This is a genomic window from Paenibacillus terrae HPL-003 (genome assembly GCF_000235585.1).
GTDB lineage: Bacteria > Bacillota > Bacilli > Paenibacillales > Paenibacillaceae > Paenibacillus > Paenibacillus terrae_B.
Genome location: NC_016641.1, coordinates 2,346,116 through 2,363,317, shown reverse-complemented (window position 1 = coordinate 2,363,317; position 17,202 = coordinate 2,346,116). Strand labels below are relative to the sequence as shown.

Below are 17,202 nucleotides of genomic sequence, written 5' to 3'. Positions count from 1 at the left end.
GTATTAAAAAACCTTCAACGCCACGTAGATTCGTGGTATTGAAGGTTTTTCTATAACACGTGCAAACGAAATACTTTAATCTGCCGTCGTATTGGAAGCTCCATAATCCTCAATGTGAATATCCGTGCTGAATCGGACTGGAATCGTGCTAAAGGTCGTATCCCAATCCTTTTTGACTTTATGCCAGACTTTAGGATGCTGAATCCGCAGGGCTTCCCCGAAGCCACCAACATCCGCCTTCAGCTTATGCATTTTGGCTACGGTTTGTTCTGCTAATGAGTTGACTTTCTCCTGAAAGATACTCTCTTCTCGTCCAAGCAGTCGATTACTGCCCAAATCTTCATTCGGATTAAAATTTTCCGAAATGCGTCCCTCTGAGGTCATTCTCACGCGGAAAGATATCTCATCCCCCTGAACGATGGCCTTGATGCTGCTTTTCACCGATTTGATCTCATAAGCAATATTTTTACCAGTTTTGGGATCGATAGTTTTCAGAAGACCCCCTTCCAGTTCGCCTTTGATCCACATGAGACCCTCCACCTCAGACTCATTCAGAAAACCACCGTACTTCTGCGTCTTTCCTTTAATGATTCCTGCGCCCGCGAGCTTGATTTCACTCTCCGTCGTAATGACATTAGGCAATAAGAAGCTGCTTCTAGCCTTCATGGGCCCGATCGCTTTAGCCAATGACACGGGCTTTAACAACCGTGAATTCCGTTTACGGTTTAGAAAAATATCCTTCAATATAAAGGCCGGGGTCTGACCGGGGATTTTCTCCTGAAGTGCATCACCTGCCTTGCCCGTACTGATCAGCAATAGGACGCTGGGTCGGATGTCATTATCCCCCAAAAAAAAGTCCAGCAACTCATACAGCGAAACCTTACGAAGCAAACTGGAACTGATAATGACCGTCTTCAAATGGAATCCGATAGGAGGACGATTGGTCCGTAATGAAATTTCTCTCAGCATCTCAAAGACAGAATCACCGGTTTCCGTAATGTTGTAAAATTTTTTAGTTTGCGAAGGAGAGCTTCCTGAACCGTTGCTTTCCTCTGGCACTACGAATTGAAATGTCCCTTTAATTAACTCTTTCTTCGGATAATATCCTCCTTTCCGATTGATTTGCTCTTCCTGTGAAGATTGTTCCGCTACATCCATAGCAATGCCTGCCTCCAGATTTAAATCCTCCACCGGAGAACTGCTCCAGCAACCTGAAAGTGTACTGCATATCAGGAGAGCCACCATACCGAGTAATCCTAACTGGACTCTCTTCATGACCGCACCCCCCTCCAGCGAGAAATAAGCAACAGCGGCAGTGGAAGCAATCCGAATAAAATAATAGCCCCATTCCCGAGTATCGTTCCTAATGAAAACAACTCGTTAAGGTTTTGGGGAATTTGAGATAGGATGTAAATGGCCGGGAGCAGAATAAACAGGGTTGCGGAATAGGATCTATTCAAAATTTGAGAAACTCCGAGCGAAGCGCAATAAAAAGCGATACTGAAAGTGGCAAAAATTTGCATGATCCAGATCGACAGTAACAGGGATTCGAAACGTTCTAATACCAGATACTCCACTTCAAAGCTGCGTGCTAAATCCAAAAAAGGCCAGGTTCTGGTTATAACCCCTTCTACCGAAAAAGCGCCAATGCACAGGATCACCGCAGCTATATAAAATACGACCGCTATTCCAATCGCCAGACCGACCACTCTGGTAGCTTTCTCAGGTTTTTCCATGCGACAAAGAATGATAAGCATGCACTCAGTCCCCGTAAAAGTAAGCGTTGTAGTTTTCAGGGCTTTAAACACTGGCATCACACCCTCCGACAAGACGGGACGCAAATTATTCAATTCAAAGACATTTAATCCCAGCAAGCATATCAACAAAAAGATAGATGCCGTAATCGGGAAAATAATTTGGCATATTTTACCCATTGCGCCAACCCCCCCCATGCACAGGTACAGAGAGATCCACATAAAAGGTGCTGAAATAGCCCATACCGGCGTCCCTTCAAGCAGGAAGAACGCTGTTACTTCCTCTACAGATCGAATTTCGAATCCAGCTATACAAACAAAATAGATGACGAGCAGCACGCCAATCACTTTGCCAGCGGCTCTACCTATAATCCTCTGTACATACTGGTAAAAGGTTGATTCTGGAAATCGTTGACTTAGTTTTACCATAATCCATCCGGACAGAAAAACGATCCCCCCTGCCAAAATAATGGATATCCACACATCTGGTGTCATTGAATCCTTCACCATTACCCGGGGAAGCGTAAGCAACCCGGCGGCCAGCATAAAGCTAACAATAATTACCGTCGTCTGTAATGTTGTAATTTTATCTGCCTTTACTTTTCCCACGCCCATCCTGCTCCCTCCTGTGTTGAGTTCATCCTTTTCGCTTAGGGTCTTTATGCTTCAATAGCTTGGGTCTGTTTTTCATAAACTGAAACGGTGCCCGTATGAAGTAATCTTTCCAGTCCTTTAATGAACGGGGAGCCGTTAGACTAAGAAACGGTACGCCGAAGCTTTGTAATTTGGCCATATGAATACTCAACAGCAGAAAGAACATGATCACCCCATACAAACCAAAGGTGGCCGCCGTGAACATGACCGCAAAACGGAGAACACGCATGGAAATTCCGGCGCTGTATACAGGTGTGGAAAAAGAGGAAATGGCTGTGACTGCCACTACAATGACGAGAACCGGGCTCACGATTCCGGCATTGACAGCCGCCTGTCCAATAATAAGACCGCCGACAATGCCCATGGCCGGACCAATCGGTTTAGGCAGCCGTAATCCTGCTTCACGCAAAATTTCGATGGAAATCTCCATAATCAGGGCTTCAATCAGCGTAGAAAAAGGGACCCCCTGTCTCGCACTAATAATGGAAATGACCAGCTTGGTTGGAATCAGACCGGGATGAAATGAGATAAAGGAAATATAGAGAGCCGGTGCGAACAAAGATATTGAGGTTGCCATGAAGCGGAGAAATCGAATAAGCGACCCTGGTATCCATCGTTCATAGTAATCTTCAGGAGACTGGAGCATCATCCCGTACGTTACAGGCATAAGGAGCGCAAAAGGCGTACCGTCCAGCAGAATCGCTACACGTCCCTCCAGCAAAGCGGCCATGACCCGATCCGGTCTCTCCGTATTCTGAATCTGTAGAAACGGGCTCAGAAAGTTATCCTCTATAAGCTGCTCCACATAACCAGACTCCAGCACCTCATCCATATCAATCGTTCTGACCCGCCGCTTCACCTCATCTACAAGCTCAGGATCGGCAATGTCTCTGAAATATACCACCATCAGCTGCTTCTCCACTCTTTTGCCGACTTTGAAGGACGACATAGCCAGCTCCGTACTTTCTCCATGTCTGCGCAGCATCGCTGTATTGTCGCTGAGTGTCTCCGTAAAACCGATTCGCGGTCCCCGGAGCACCGACTCCGATATTGGATCTTCCACCCCTCGTGTATTTCCCTTGGGTGTACCGAGAACAAAAGCGCCCGGCATGCCCTGAATCATGAGTATCACTGAACCGAATAGCACCTTTTGCAAAGAAAATTGAACATCCAATGTATACACTGTCTCTGATACCAGCATGACCTGACGAATAATCATATCCCGAAGCAATTCTCCTCTCGGAAGATCGTCGCCCCCTTGCCCGGAGCTGCCCCAATCCATCAGCGGCTTTAAAATGTTCTGGTCCATGCCAACCTTGTCCGTTAATCCATCCACAAAAAAAAGTGTGCCTACTGCGTTCAGATTTTCCAGAAAAATCGATCGTTCGTTCACGTCCGCCATATCCGCGACTGCTTGTCTGATTTTTGCTAAATTGACGTCATAGTCTTCGGTAAAGCTCTCCCATTCCTTCTCTTCCTCACTTACAGATGGATTATGATCTGCATGTTCAGAGCGGTCTTGTTCTTCCAGAAGCTTCAATCGCTCCATACGTCTGCTCTCTCGTCCGTCCAGTGCTTTAATTTGTCGTACTGTCAGAAAAATAGTCAAAGGTACAATGAACAAAAATAGGGCTTCCATCCACACGGTCCACCTGGGTACATGAGTTCCGATTGCCTGCCACACGTCCATTCCTCCTTCACTTCCATCCGATTTGTATATATATTTACCGGAATTAGAAAAAAGATGCATCCATGATGGGTGACTTATCCACCTCAGGCGTACATAAAGGATTTAACAAATGATACTCGCATCTAAATGAAATAAATTTATTGATGAATAAAAGGAATAAAAAGGTTGATTTGATGGAGGACTTGTAGTGTAAAAAGTAGAATTCCATGATAATATCTATTCATTCTATGACTAATGTCGCATAATTCCTTGAATTTATTGTCCATTATTCAAATTTGAAAAGGAGCTGTAGGTATGAAGAAGCACTTTTGGAAGAATGCCGCTGTATTGAGTTTGTTAGCGGTCATTTTAGTTGGAGGAACGGCAGTAAGTCCCAAGCAGGCACAAGCCGCAGATATGCCTTACCTCGGAGAAATTACGATGTATCCTTACACTTTCGCACCTAGGGGATGGTTAAAATGCGAGGGCCAGCTCATGAGTATTTCGCAGAATCCGGCATTGTTCTCTCTGCTGGGCACTAATTTTGGTGGTGATGGAAGAACAACCTTTGCTTTACCTGACCTGCGCGGTGCCTCCCCGATACCGAATGTGGACTACTACATTTCAACTCAAGGTGCGTTCCCACCTCGCGAATAATGAGTGTGCAAAACGGTATGCTATTTTTCTGAAAAAGAGGTGATCGCGTGCTTGAAGACAATAACTTCACACGCAACAAAATAAAACCCTATCATTTGTTGATTCCACTGCTGCCCATCATCGGTGGTGCGGTTCTGCTCATAGGGACGAATAAAGCCCATGCTGCTGGCTCGGAAAATGTAGTACTCAACAAACCGGTAACATCAAGCGGCTACAGCCAACCCTATGAACCCGCCAAAGCAGTGGACGGCTCTTATGAGCCAACAAGCCGCTGGTATCAAGCCAGCAACGGTGAAAAATGGATTCAGGTGAATCTGAGAGACTGGTATATCGTGGATCGTTATGGTGTAGCAGGTATGGGGATCTTTACTGGATGGCAGGGTCAACGCGACCCTTACAGTTTCCGATTGCAAACGAGCAGCGATGGAACGAATTGGGTTACTTCCGATACTGTCCAAAATAATGCTGACGCACGTTTTAGCCGAAGGATCTCCCCTGTGACTACACGATACCTGCGTCTGTATATTGATCAAGGAAATGCGAGAAACAATCAATGGGCTTCTGTCATGGAATTTGAAGCTTATGGGGAGCGCTTGCCCGTTCCACAGCCTCCAGATCATTTTACAGGAACCCAAAAAGGAAATACCGTGGAATTGAGCTGGGACGCCGTTCCTTACGCAACTTCATACAAGGTCATCAGAAATGGAGTTACCTTGTATACAGGCCCATTAACCCAATTCACAGATTCTTCGTCATTACCTCCCGGTACGGCTCTTTACAGCCTTCAGGCTGTGAACGTTCAGGGCGATAGTGCTCCCGTAGAGGTCACAGTGAATATTCTGACCGATGCCGAATATGTTGCACAGGCCAAAGCTGCACTGGCTCCAGGCTTTGCATCAGGAGATTCGGCTGCTGCGGTATCACAACGGCTGACACTTCCACTCACCGGGTTGAATGATACGACGGTGAGCTGGAGTTCGGATACCCCGGATATCATCACCAATGACGGGACTGTCACACGCCCGCGCTATGATTCGGGTGATCGGAAAGTAAAACTGACCGCGACGATTACAAAGGGAACCGCTTCGGATACCCAAACGTTTGAGGTTACCGTATTGAAGGGGGCTGCACAAGATACACTGGATCAGGCAGCAGATAGCCTGTCACTGGGCGATTTGTCTGCGGTGAAGGAAAATTTGTCTCTTCCTCTGTCCGGATATGGTGGTGTCCAGATCGAATGGTCCTCTGCCAATCCACTTGTTATTGCGCCAGATGGAACACTCAGCAGACCCTCCTATATTGATGGGAATACAGATGTTACCCTGACGGCTGTCCTGTATCTCGAAGGCTTAACGAAAACAAAGAATTTCACTGCCCATGTGCTCAGTCTGCCGATGAACGATATTGAAGCCGTAAACGCAGCTTACGCCGCACTTGATGTGCCTGTAACCACCGTAACCGGAGACGTATATTTGCCAAAAGAAGGCTTGAACGGCGTTCAGGTATCGTGGACTTCGAATCACCCCGAGTTCCTGGATCACAACGGTCACGTCACGTTCCCGAGCTATGTACAGGGCGATCAGACCATTACGCTGGAAGCTGTTCTGGTAAGAGGCGGAGCTGAACTTCGCAAAACATTCAGCCTGCTCGTGCTCGCACTGCCCATAAGTGCTGATGAAGCAGTGAATTTGGCAGCAGATACCCTGAAACTGGATTATCCGCAGGGAATTAAAGATTCCATCACTCTGCCCAATGCAGGAGCATTCGACACACGTATTGATTGGTCTTCGGATCAACCGGATGTTCTCAGCAGTACGGGTCAAGTAAATCGACCGAAGTTTATAGACGGTGATGTGAATGTACAATTAAAAGCCACCATATCCAAAGGTTCAGCCTCCGTGCAACGAGCATTCATGATCACGGTATTGAAGGCGTTGCCGAATACACCCTATGTACGTTTGAACGGCAACAACCCGATCATTCTGGAAGCTGGCAACACCTTCACCGATCCGGGAGCCAGCGTGCTGGACAGCGTGTACGGTAATATTCTGGTACCTGATCTGTCAGGCGTCGGCAATGTGGATACGAACGCGCCCGGTGTATATGTATTGAACTATGCTTATAGCGACAATGGTGGCTGGACGGCTGAACCAGCCGAACGTCGTGTAAACGCACTGCCCCGTGCTATTGAAGCCGCAGCAGGCAATGATGCTGCTGCCTCGTTGATCGTTACAGGCGCTTGGCCGGGCGCACGACTTGAGCTGTACAATGCCCAGCAGGAACTTGTTGCGGAAGGGGTCGCTTCTGGAGAAGGGAAATATGTATTTACGCCCGTTCCTGAAGGAATCAGCTACTACGTGCTCCAGATCGTCAATGGCATGGAAAGCGCTCCCTCCAGATTAGTGTATGCACAGGGATTAACCGCCCAACGTGTAGCCGATTCCATAACAAGCCTAACAGCACCCGCTGCGAGTGATACCCTGCTCAAGCTGCCTGCTGTACCCGAAGGCTTCCGCCTGGTCATCAGCAGCAGTAGCCAGCCGGATATTATCCACACAGATGGAGCTATCTACCCGGCAGCAACCAAAACGGCGGTTACTGTAATACTAGAGGTCATCAAGGTAAGCGATGGTTCTCAAGCCTTGACACAGCAAATCGAAGTAACCGTTCCCGCAAAGGTTATTGTGGACACAGACAATTCTAATAAAAAAGACAAAGACGAGGACAATAACACTTCTGTTATACAGCAACAGGCCGGATTTCCTGAACAAGGAAAAGCGATCACCATCTATACTCCTTCTGCGGCATTTCTGGACGGACAAATCAATCAGGCCCGGTTGGAAGGCAAGGCTTACGCGGATATACAACTGGAGCAGGAAAAGAATATTAGCCGCGTTATTCTTCCCCATTCTTCGCTGAATAAATGGGATACAATCGGAGCCTCGGTCATATCCCAATATGGAACACTGATGCTATCCAGTGATACCTTAACCCGTATGGCCTCGGGTCAGCAGGACGTTACATTGTCATTCCAGCAGGCAGATGCACAGCGTACACAACAGATCCAGGATTGGGCCGGACAGCAGTCCAACCTGAAGCTGATCGGCGAGTCTGCGGAAATTAAGGCTAACGTTACAGGTACATCGCATATCGTTCTGCCACTGGATGCCGAGTCCATCCGTAAATTGCAAAGCGAGGAACCCCAGTTTTCTATTCTCGTTATGCATGACAATGGAGAGCATGAGATTCTGAAAGGTACGGCAGTGAGGGACTCAAAAGGAAACCTGTCGGCTGTGGGTTTCGATACGGCCCGGTTTAGTACCTTTGCGATTGCTGTTTCTACCAATACAAAGTCTCAATCTGATAATTCAAACGCGCAGGACGGCAAAACAAATTCATCGGATTCGCAAGGTGCAGCTACGATATGGCCGGATGTCCAAGGCCATTGGGCGGCAAAGTCCCTGCAATCGCTGGCAGCCAAAGGCTGGATACAAGGCTACCAAGATGGCAACATGCGTCCGGAGCGTGCAGTAAGCCGCGCAGAATTTGTAGCCATACTGACCCGAGCATTGGGAACCACTGGAGATGAGCGTGTGTCTACCTCATTTGCAGATATGAAAGGGCACTGGGCTGCATCAGCCGTAGATGCCGCTCATCGTCAGGGATGGATCGAAGGGTTAAATGCTCAGACATTCGGCCCCGATGAGAGTCTTACCCGTGAACAGGCGATGGTGATATTGTCACATGCGATGGCGGATAAGGCATCTGCCACAAGCACGGTCACATTACAATCCTATAAGGATGAGCAGCAGATCGCTTCCTGGGCTTCCACAGCATTCAAAGCGGCTGTATCCTCCGAATGGATCAGCGGATATCCGGATGGAACGCTCCAACCCCAAGCAGCTATCAGCCGAGGCGAGATGGCTGAACTGCTGGTGCGTATTTTCAAATAAGACTGACTAAGTTATATAGTTCAATGGATTATAAGCCAATACAGCGCGGTTTCCGAGTTATTCGGAGACCGCGCTGTATTTGTGAATAATATGGACTAACATCAATATTAGGTTCATATACAAGCCTTCAATAATAACTCTTGTGTGGTGATTCACCCTTTTCGCCCCAGAAAATATATTGTTAATATCTGCAAAGCGGGGCGATGATCAACTTGTCACCTCTACAGTAGGGAGAATGGTGAGGAGGAGATATTTGAACATGAAACATAGAAAACCGTTCAGGTTTAGTGGTGCTTCCAAAAGAGACAGGGACTGCAAGCCACCTAGAGTTAGCAGAGAAACGGAAGAATTTCTCAAACTGATTAATGAATTAATAGCAATCATCCCGCTCGTTTTTGCAAACCCCTCTGCGGCTAATGTATCTTCATTACAACAGATTTTACGTCGGTTATTAGCTCTGGCGAATAGCTTAAAACTTAGAGGCCCCGTTAAGGCAGATTTATTGGCGGCATTAGAGCTGGCTATCGTAGCGTCAGAAGCCACTCCTTTCTCTCCGATCGGCGTGGGAACCACACTGCAACAACTGCTGGATGTCTTATTGTCTATTATTTTGCAGGAATCTCTTGATCCTGCTCTTAAAGACAGCGTGATCAGTGCAATCAGAAGCGCCGGAGCGGCTATCAGTATTGCGTTGGGCGACACATATTCGTCAGGAACGCCCGGTCCACAAGGGCCAGTGGGTCCTGCTGGCCCGGGCGGTGCTCCAGGACCTGTCGGTGGACCAGGGCCGATGGGGGCTCCAGGGCCACAAGGGGCTATGGGTCCTGTTGGGCCTGTCGGGGCTGCCGGGCCTATCGGAGCCGCTGGACCTATCGGAGCCGCTGGGCCAGTAGGCGCTGCCGGGGCTACTGGGGCCACGGGCACAGCGGGCGCTGCCGGGGCTACCGGAGCCACCGGTTCGGGGGCAATCATTCCATTTGCCTCGGGTGGACCAGCAATTTTGACAACCATTGCCGGCGGGCTGGTAGGAACCACAAGTTTGATCGGCTTTGGAAGCTCAGCAACAGGGATTAGCCTTGTAGGCGAGGCGATTGACCTGACAGGCACACTTGTAGGGCCACTGATTAACTTTGCTTTTTCTGTCCCACGGGATGGTGTAATTACATCTATTGCTGGTTACTTCAGTACAACAGCTGCGTTAACTCTCGTTGAATCAACCGCGACGATTACTGCCCAGTTGTTTAGTTCGACTACACCTGATAACACCTTTACAGCGGTCCCTGGAGCTGTAGTGACCTTAGCACCACCACTCACAGGTATCATTGCCCTGGGTACAATCTCCAGTGGTATCACAACCGGATTGTCTATACCGGTAACCGCGCAGAATCGTCTGCTCTTGGTCTTCTCCGCGACAGCTACAGGAGCTTCACTCATAAACACCGTTGTCGGTTATGCGAGCGCAGGCATTACTATTACCTGATCCGAGACAAAAAGGGCTCAGCAGGACTTGTTCCTGCCGAACCCTTTCTTATTTGTATTAAAGTGATATTTTCACTTTTTCTCCATCTTCCCGAACGGTGTACGTTTTAATTTGTCCATGATCAGGCTCTTGAACGATGCCCGTCTCCAAATCAATCTTCCAATCACATAGCGGGTCATAAATGTGATGACCAGATACCATCGCTTCGGTAAGCGGCCCTCCCTTGGGATGAGGGCTGGAATTTTCAACGGCATAAAGCTTGTTCTCCGAAGTGCGGAAAACAGCGATTTCGTTATCATTCAACCGGATCGTCCGCCCAATTCTGAACGGAAAATCCTTACTGTTGCCGACGACAAGCCATTCAGCATGTTTGATCATTCGCTTGATTGCTCCCTTCTTCAGGCATTATTTAAATGCATTCACACAAGAGACGGTGTAACTACTTCAAATAAATTTTTGCGGGAATCCGCATCGTTGATGATCTTTTTCCATGGGTCTTCCACCTGTTGTAGTGCAAATTCGATCCGTTCTATTAAAGCTTTGCGCTGATCTACATCGTGAACGACAGCCTTCCGAATCTCTTCAAGGCCAGTCCGTTCCACCCATTCCGAAGTACGCTCCAGATATTGGCCTGTTTCCCGGTACAGTTGCATCACGCTTCCCACAATCTCAATCAGTTCATCGTCCGTTTTCACTTTGCAGAGCGAATCAGCCAGCCGCGCTTTTATACCACCGTTTCCACCGATAAAAATCTCCCAGCCTCCATCATTGCCTACAATCCCGATATCCTTCGTACATGATTCCGCACAATTACGTGGGCATCCATTGACCGCTAATTTAAATTTTGCTGGGAAATCCAATCTTTCAAATTTCCGCTCCAGCACCTCTCCCATTCCCATCGAGTCCTGTGTGCCAAAACGGCAAAATTGTGATCCAACACAGGTTTTAACTGTACGAAGGGATTTCGCGTAGGCATATCCTGACGGCATGTCGAGCTCTTCCCATACCTTTGGCAAATCCTCTTTACGGACACCAATCAAATCCAGCCGCTGTCCTCCTGTTACTTTAACAACCTTAACGTTGTATTTAAGGGAAACATCAGCTATTTTTTTCAGATCCTCTGGAGTCGTAACACCGCCGTACATTCTTGGCACAACTGTAAACGTTCCATCCTTTTGAATGTTCGCGTGCAGCCGCTCATTCACAAACCGGGAATCTTCCTCATTTTCATGCGTATCCGGGTTAATCATTCCCAAATAATAATTCAGTGCCGGGCGGCATTTGGAGCATCCTTCATCATTCTGCCAACCTAGTACATTCATAACTTCACGTGTCGTTGTAAGACCCTTGGTTTTGATAGCTGCAACAATTTCATCCCGGCTCAAGGTTGTGCAGCCACATATTCCTTGCTTGGCAGCCGTCTTGAAGCTGTCTCCAAGAACATACTGGAGAATTTGTTCAACCACCGGCTTGCATCCTCCACAGGACCGTGTGGCCCCGGTACATGCCTTAATTTCGTCGACCGTGGTCAGTCCATTTTCATGGATCGCATCAACAATCGCCTTTTTAGTCACACCGTTGCAGCCGCAGACAATTTCATCATCAGCCATCGTTTCAGCGGACAAGGTTTTAGCCCCGTCTTTACTGCATCCGGTACCCATGAGCTGTCCATATATCTCATCCGTCATCAACGTTTGCTGCCGTACATATTTCTGAAGACTGGCAGATTCGCTCACATCTCCGAACAGAACAGTTCCAACAATCCTGTTTTCACGAAGCAGTACTTTTTTGTAAGTGCGCTTCCACTCATCCTTTGCTACAATCACCGTATGCTCAGGAGCAGTTATGAATTCGCCAGCCGAGAAAACATCCACCCCTGAAATTTTGAGCTTGGTGGAAACCACTGATCCCGCATAGCCTTCGGTATCCGCACCTGCCAAATGTTTGGCAATTACACTTCCCTGTTCAAACAGCGGGGCAACCAGGCCGTAACAGATCCCGCGGTGCTCAGCACACTCCCCTACAGCATATACATCTGGCATGGAAGTCTTCATCAAATCATCGACTACAATTCCACGCTTCGTTTCTATACCACTTTGCACAGCCACCTGAATGTTAGGCTTGATCCCGACGGCCATAACTAGCAAATCTGCTTCCAACTCGCTTCCATCCGAGAAGCGCAGTCCCTGTACCCGATCTTGACCGTACACCTCTGCAGTTTGCATTTGCATAGCAAATTTGATTCCCTGACGTTCTAATTCTGCTTTCAACATCGCAGAGGCTTCCCGGTCCAACTGACGCTCCATCAAATCCTCCATCAAATGAACGACCGTTACGTCCATACCGAGATTGACCAAGCCTTTGGCTGCTTCCAGTCCCAACAGCCCTCCACCAATGACCGCTGCCTTTTTATAGGTTTTCGCCGCCTCAAGCATTGCCGTGCAATCAGCGATATCTCGAAAACCGATGACGCCCGGTAATTCTTTTCCCGGAATAGGCAAAATAAACGATTGGGAGCCCGTAGCTATCAAAGCTAGATCGTAATCAATTTCCAGTCCGTCCTCAGTATGAATCCTCTTTCTTTCTCCGTCGATGCTCTGTACCATTTTCCCAGTATATAAAGTAATCCCTTGATCCTTATACCATTGCAAATCGTTCAGTATGATATCCTCAATGGTCTTACTACCCTCCAAAACATAAGAGAGCATAATCCTGTTATAGTTCGGATGTGGCTCACTTCCAAGGACCGTAATTTCATATTTATCCGTTAATTTTAAAATTTGTTCGACCGTATTGATACCAGCCATCCCGTTCCCTATCACAACAAGCTTCTTTTTACTGTTTATCATATACCGGTTCCTCCATTCATTCGACGACACTTTCTACCGACGACATCTCCTGCGTTCTTATGAATATCTATCTGTGCTTTTATTCTAATATAGTGGGGTGCGTTATATGTGATTCAAATCACAATGTGGTTTAAATCATAAACATCAAGGGATTTCCCTGCTTCAATTCAAGGGATTAAGGTAAAAATTCTAATTTGTAATATTATGATGATTTCTGAAAAGTGAATGGTCCTATTTGACACTTCTCAATATTTGATTTAGAATTCAATCTAATGATACGAATTACTATCAATTAATAATAAATAATATCATAAAATAAGGAGCTTCAATGAAGAAAGACATGACAACGATCAAGCAAGTGAGGCTTAACAGGCTTTTAGATGTAGCTACCATGCTACTTATTGAAAAGCCAAACGCCTCCATGAATGAAATTGCAGATTATGCAGGAATTGGTATTGCCACATTGCATCGATATGTTGAAAGCAGAGAGCAATTGATGGTTCACCTGGGATTTCGGGCCATCGAAGTCGTAAGTGAAACCATGAAAGGAATTTCCTTGGACGAGGAGAACTATGAAAATTACATTCCAGAGTTGATTGAGGCACTTATTCCGTTAGGAGACAAAATTTATTTTCTTGCTCATGATGCATCCGTCAACTATAACAAGGAAATTGAAGGAGCGAATCAGAAGCTAAGAGAACCCATACTGCATGTGATAGAAATATTGCAACAGAAAGGTTATTTTCAGCCACATATCAATAAAGAATGGATCATGGATGTCCTCTACTCGCTGCTATTTCTAACATGGCAGCAAGTAAAGAACGGTAATATCGCAAAAAACTCTGCCGCAGCACTGGTTGTAAATACCTTTTACCATGGATTCAAAGCAACTGAGTAAGGGTCACACTTCCATCATAAAGAGGCGAACCACGCGAGGAGGAATCTACATGTTGATTCAAAACGTACTAGGGAGTATTGCGATTTCCAAGGATGCTATTTCTAAAATCATTGGCAAGACAGCAACCGCAACAATGGGAATTGCATCGATGTCAACAGGAGTCGTCGAAGGAATCACTAATAAGTTAAGTGGGAAAAGCCTACAAAATGGCATTGAACTTCATGTGACAGAATCAGGGCTGGATGTCGATTTAAGCATTGTCGTTCATTACGGAACAAGAATGTACGATGTAGGCAGAGAATTACAAAAGAACGTTCGGGAAGCCATCGAGAAGTATACGGGTCTATCCATTCGCATTATAAACGTCAAAGTACAAGGGATATCCCTACCCGTTCACTAGTCGGAGAAAGAATAAGTGACCAACATTAATGTATAACATTTTCAATCTGAAGCAATTCTTTTCGACGATTCCCCTGAAAGAGGGACATGAAGACGAGTTCTTCATAATATATCTTTTTGCGTAGTCAGGGTTTATGCGTATTTTAATTTCAAAAAAGAAACCGTCCTCTGATGGAATGGAGATGTCAACTAACCATTCTATAAGAAGCGGTTTCTTTGCATTGTATCTACCTACTTACTACCAGTAGCGGCTCCTTTGAATTGACTCAAATTGATGAAATATTCATCAGCTTGCCGTGCAGCCCGGGATGAACCCCAGCCGCGATTTTTTCCGTCTGTGTACTATGAACCATAAGAAATTTGTTTTTCTTCGTAAGCAACGGATTCCCCCGGCTGCCTTCTTCAGACACAAGCGGCATATTAGTGCCTTCCGGGAGAAGCACTATAGTCAAATACCCTTCACCGTTAACCTTGCAAGGAGCATAATGAAGTGTCGTTGAATATAGCTCAACTACCGTGTTTTTAGGCTGAAAAAAGGCCTGAACATTTCCGCTGTCAAAGGAATTATTTTCAATGACCTGCACACTGCCGACAAGGTGAATACAGTCCGTCGCGGCAATCACCACCTCGCTGCCCTGATGATATTCCAGCCCGGTCAGGCCTGTATTCTGCCCTGCGCAAAAGCCAGCCTGAATCGGGAGTTGGCCGTATACCTCATCTTGAATCTGACGAATTACACCAAAGGCTTCGAGTTCTGCCACCGAGGGTACATAATGATTTCCCTGATTGGGGACGCTAATAGTTTCTTTGGCATAATTTATAAGCTCTGCGGTATTAAAATGAGTCAGCAGCTTCCCATACGTACGGAATGCTTCGCTCATTACTTCATGAATGACCAAAGGTGCATTGGCTTGATTTAGTCTTTCAATAGTCTTCATAGCTTGACCTCCAACAATGAATCTCCCGTTTGCACCCGGCTGCTGCCCAGCACTTTAATTTCCGCATATTGAGCCGTGTTGGTCACAATAACCGGAGTAGTCATGTCATACCCCAGAGCTTTAATTTCCTCAATATTGAACTCGACCAGCAGTTGACCCTTGGTAACCCGGTCACCTTCTGCAATATGCGTTTTAAAATGCTGTCCCTTTAATTTAACAGTGTCCATGCCGATGTGAACAAGGATCTCCGTTCCCCCATCCGATACAAGTCCAATCGCATGGCCTGTGCGGAAGGCATTAGCTATCGTTCCATTGAACGGCGAGAGCAATTTGCCATCCTCAGGTACAATAGCAACGCCTTTACCCATGGCTCCAGTAGAGAACACCTCATCAGATATCTCGGATAACGATTTGACAGCACCCGTCAGCGGGCTGAAAATTTTCTCGTTCGTCAGCGCAGGAGCTGGGGTTTCAGCTTCTTTCTTCTCTTCATGGACGGCAATCATTTCTTTTTCCATAGAATCATTAAATCCAAACAAATACGTGGTAATGGCTGTGAATACATAAGCTACTATAATGGCAATTACAAATCCGGCAAATCCTGTGCCGAAGAAAATCGGCAGGGATGCCAAGCCCGGTATACCTGGAGCAATAGCTACGGAACCCGCCGCACCTGTAATTGCCCCGGCGATAGAGCCCCCGATAATAGCCCATACGAACGGTTTTTTATAGCGGATACTAATCCCGTAGATGATCGGTTCCGTGATGCCAAACAAACCAGTTATCGCCGCAGGCCCTGCAATCGCTCTCACTTTTGGATTTTTAGTTTTAAGCAATACACCCAGTGCCGCACCTGCTTGTGCAAAGTTAGAAGGTGCCATTAATGGTTTCATGGTATCATAACCGTATACCGCGATGTTATTGTACATAATAGGAACAAACGCCCAGTGTAGTCCCATAACTACCAGCAGCTGCCACCCAGCACCCAAAATGACCCCTGCTACAATCGGACTCAAATTATATAAGAAGGTGTAGCCCTTAGCCATTCCCAAGCTGGCATATATTCCAATTGGTCCAACCGCGATCAGAGTCAAGGGAACAATGACCATCAGACAGATAAGTGGTGTTATAAAATTTTTCACGCTATCATGAATTACTCTATTCAGGAATTTCTCCAGAATGGATAGCAACCAAACCGCAATAATCACCGGAATAACCGAGGAAGTATAACTCATAAGAACAACAGGAATATTGAAGAACGTAATATCCGCTTTATCGTTATATAAAGTAATAATATTGGGGTATACCAGAGCTCCCGCTACTGCAAGCGCTACAAACGTATTCGCTCCAAACTTTCTCGAAGAAGTGACTGCAATCGCCAGCGGCAGGAAATAAAAGATACTGTCTGCAGCAGCGAACCAGATCGAATAGACACCACCTGTTTTGGTGAGCCATCCCAGCGAGACGAGCATTAATAAAAGCCCTTTCAAAATCCCGGAAGCCGCCAGTGCCCCCAAAAATGGTGTGAAAATACCGGAAATAATGTCCACCGCTTTGTTGAACCAGTTGCCTTCAGTAGCAGCGGATGAGTCTTGCTTGATGTTGTCATCAATGCTACTAATCTTTGTAATGTCTTTATATACATCGCCTACTGTATTGCCGATGACCACCTGATATTGTCCGCCGCTTTCGACCACCGTAATAACTCCGGTTATGTTTTGCGTTTTGCTTTTATCGGCCAGCTCTCTGTTCTTCAACTTAAATCGCAACCGAGTGGCGCAATGCGCCAAGCTGGAGACGTTTTCTTCTCCTCCGACGGACGCCAATATATCTTTTGCCAGCTGTTCATTTGACATGCTGCTCGCTCCTTCTCTTTTGGCATATTTCTATGAAAGTAAACGTTTACATAAATGGTAGTAATCCAAAGACTCTACACGCACTCCAAGGAGTA

General features: G+C 46.6%; 12 protein-coding genes. 5 read left to right on the top strand and 7 right to left on the bottom strand.

Features of this window, described 5'->3' with window-relative positions; genetic code table 11:
- Positions 1-75: 75 nt before the first annotated feature.
- From HPL003_RS10800 to HPL003_RS10790, 3 genes are read right to left on the bottom strand one after another with little or no spacing between them, the layout of a single operon-like run.
- On the bottom strand, positions 76-1,275 hold the full coding sequence (locus tag HPL003_RS10800) for a Ger(x)C family spore germination protein (RefSeq protein ID WP_014279670.1): 1,200 nt from the start codon (positions 1,273-1,275) through the stop codon (positions 76-78).
- The gene (locus tag HPL003_RS10795; RefSeq protein WP_014279669.1) at positions 1,272-2,369 is read right to left on the bottom strand and encodes a GerAB/ArcD/ProY family transporter; all 1,098 of its coding nucleotides are present in this window, start codon (positions 2,367-2,369) and stop codon (positions 1,272-1,274) included. Before HPL003_RS10795 ends, HPL003_RS10800 begins: the two co-directional genes overlap by 4 nt.
- Positions 2,370-2,391: 22 nt before the next feature.
- Positions 2,392-4,092 carry a spore germination protein gene (locus tag HPL003_RS10790; RefSeq protein ID WP_043922365.1) on the bottom strand — a complete coding sequence of 567 codons (1,701 nt, stop codon included), beginning with the start codon at positions 4,090-4,092 and terminating at the stop codon, positions 2,392-2,394.
- Between the two features lie 300 nt (positions 4,093-4,392).
- On the opposite strand from HPL003_RS10790, the gene HPL003_RS10785 reads away from it, so the two are divergent.
- The 3 genes from HPL003_RS10785 (at position 4,393) to HPL003_RS10775 (ending at position 10,167) form a co-directional block, all read left to right on the top strand.
- A complete protein-coding gene (locus HPL003_RS10785; RefSeq protein ID WP_014279667.1) occupies positions 4,393-4,734 on the top strand; it encodes a phage tail protein in 342 nt (113 codons plus the stop codon).
- Positions 4,735-4,781: 47 nt separating this feature from the next.
- Positions 4,782-8,687 carry an immunoglobulin-like domain-containing protein gene (locus HPL003_RS10780; protein ID WP_014279666.1) on the top strand — a complete coding sequence of 1,302 codons (3,906 nt, stop codon included), beginning with the start codon at positions 4,782-4,784 and terminating at the stop codon, positions 8,685-8,687.
- 259 nt (positions 8,688-8,946) lie between these two features.
- Positions 8,947-10,167 (top strand): exosporium glycoprotein BclB-related protein, encoded by a 1,221-nt coding sequence (locus HPL003_RS10775; RefSeq protein WP_014279665.1) that lies wholly within the window; start codon positions 8,947-8,949, stop codon positions 10,165-10,167.
- Positions 10,168-10,224: 57 nt separating this feature from the next.
- Here the strand turns inward: HPL003_RS10775 and nirD are convergent, their stop codons facing one another.
- Together nirD and nirB are read right to left on the bottom strand one after the other, a co-directional pair.
- A complete protein-coding gene (gene nirD / locus HPL003_RS10770; RefSeq protein ID WP_014279664.1) occupies positions 10,225-10,545 on the bottom strand; it encodes a nitrite reductase small subunit NirD in 321 nt (106 codons plus the stop codon).
- Between the two features lie 41 nt (positions 10,546-10,586).
- Entirely contained in the window at positions 10,587-13,016 is a 2,430-nt protein-coding gene (gene nirB / locus HPL003_RS10765) for a nitrite reductase large subunit NirB (RefSeq protein ID WP_014279663.1), read from the bottom strand.
- 328 nt (positions 13,017-13,344) lie between these two features.
- On the opposite strand from nirB, the gene HPL003_RS10760 reads away from it, so the two are divergent.
- Complete coding sequence (locus tag HPL003_RS10760; protein ID WP_014279662.1) at positions 13,345-13,914, top strand: TetR/AcrR family transcriptional regulator; 570 nt, start codon at positions 13,345-13,347, stop codon at positions 13,912-13,914.
- Between the two features lie 49 nt (positions 13,915-13,963).
- Positions 13,964-14,314 carry an Asp23/Gls24 family envelope stress response protein gene (locus HPL003_RS10755; RefSeq protein WP_014279661.1) on the top strand — a complete coding sequence of 117 codons (351 nt, stop codon included), beginning with the start codon at positions 13,964-13,966 and terminating at the stop codon, positions 14,312-14,314.
- 265 nt (positions 14,315-14,579) lie between these two features.
- Here HPL003_RS10755 and HPL003_RS10750 read toward each other — a convergent pair whose 3' ends face one another.
- Positions 14,580-15,251, bottom strand: a complete 672-nt coding sequence (locus HPL003_RS10750; protein WP_014279660.1) for a DUF4867 family protein — start codon at positions 15,249-15,251, stop codon at positions 14,580-14,582.
- The gene (locus tag HPL003_RS10745) at positions 15,248-17,107 is read right to left on the bottom strand and encodes a beta-glucoside-specific PTS transporter subunit IIABC (protein ID WP_014279659.1); all 1,860 of its coding nucleotides are present in this window, start codon (positions 17,105-17,107) and stop codon (positions 15,248-15,250) included. Before HPL003_RS10745 ends, HPL003_RS10750 begins: the two co-directional genes overlap by 4 nt.
- Positions 17,108-17,202 lie beyond the last annotated feature (95 nt).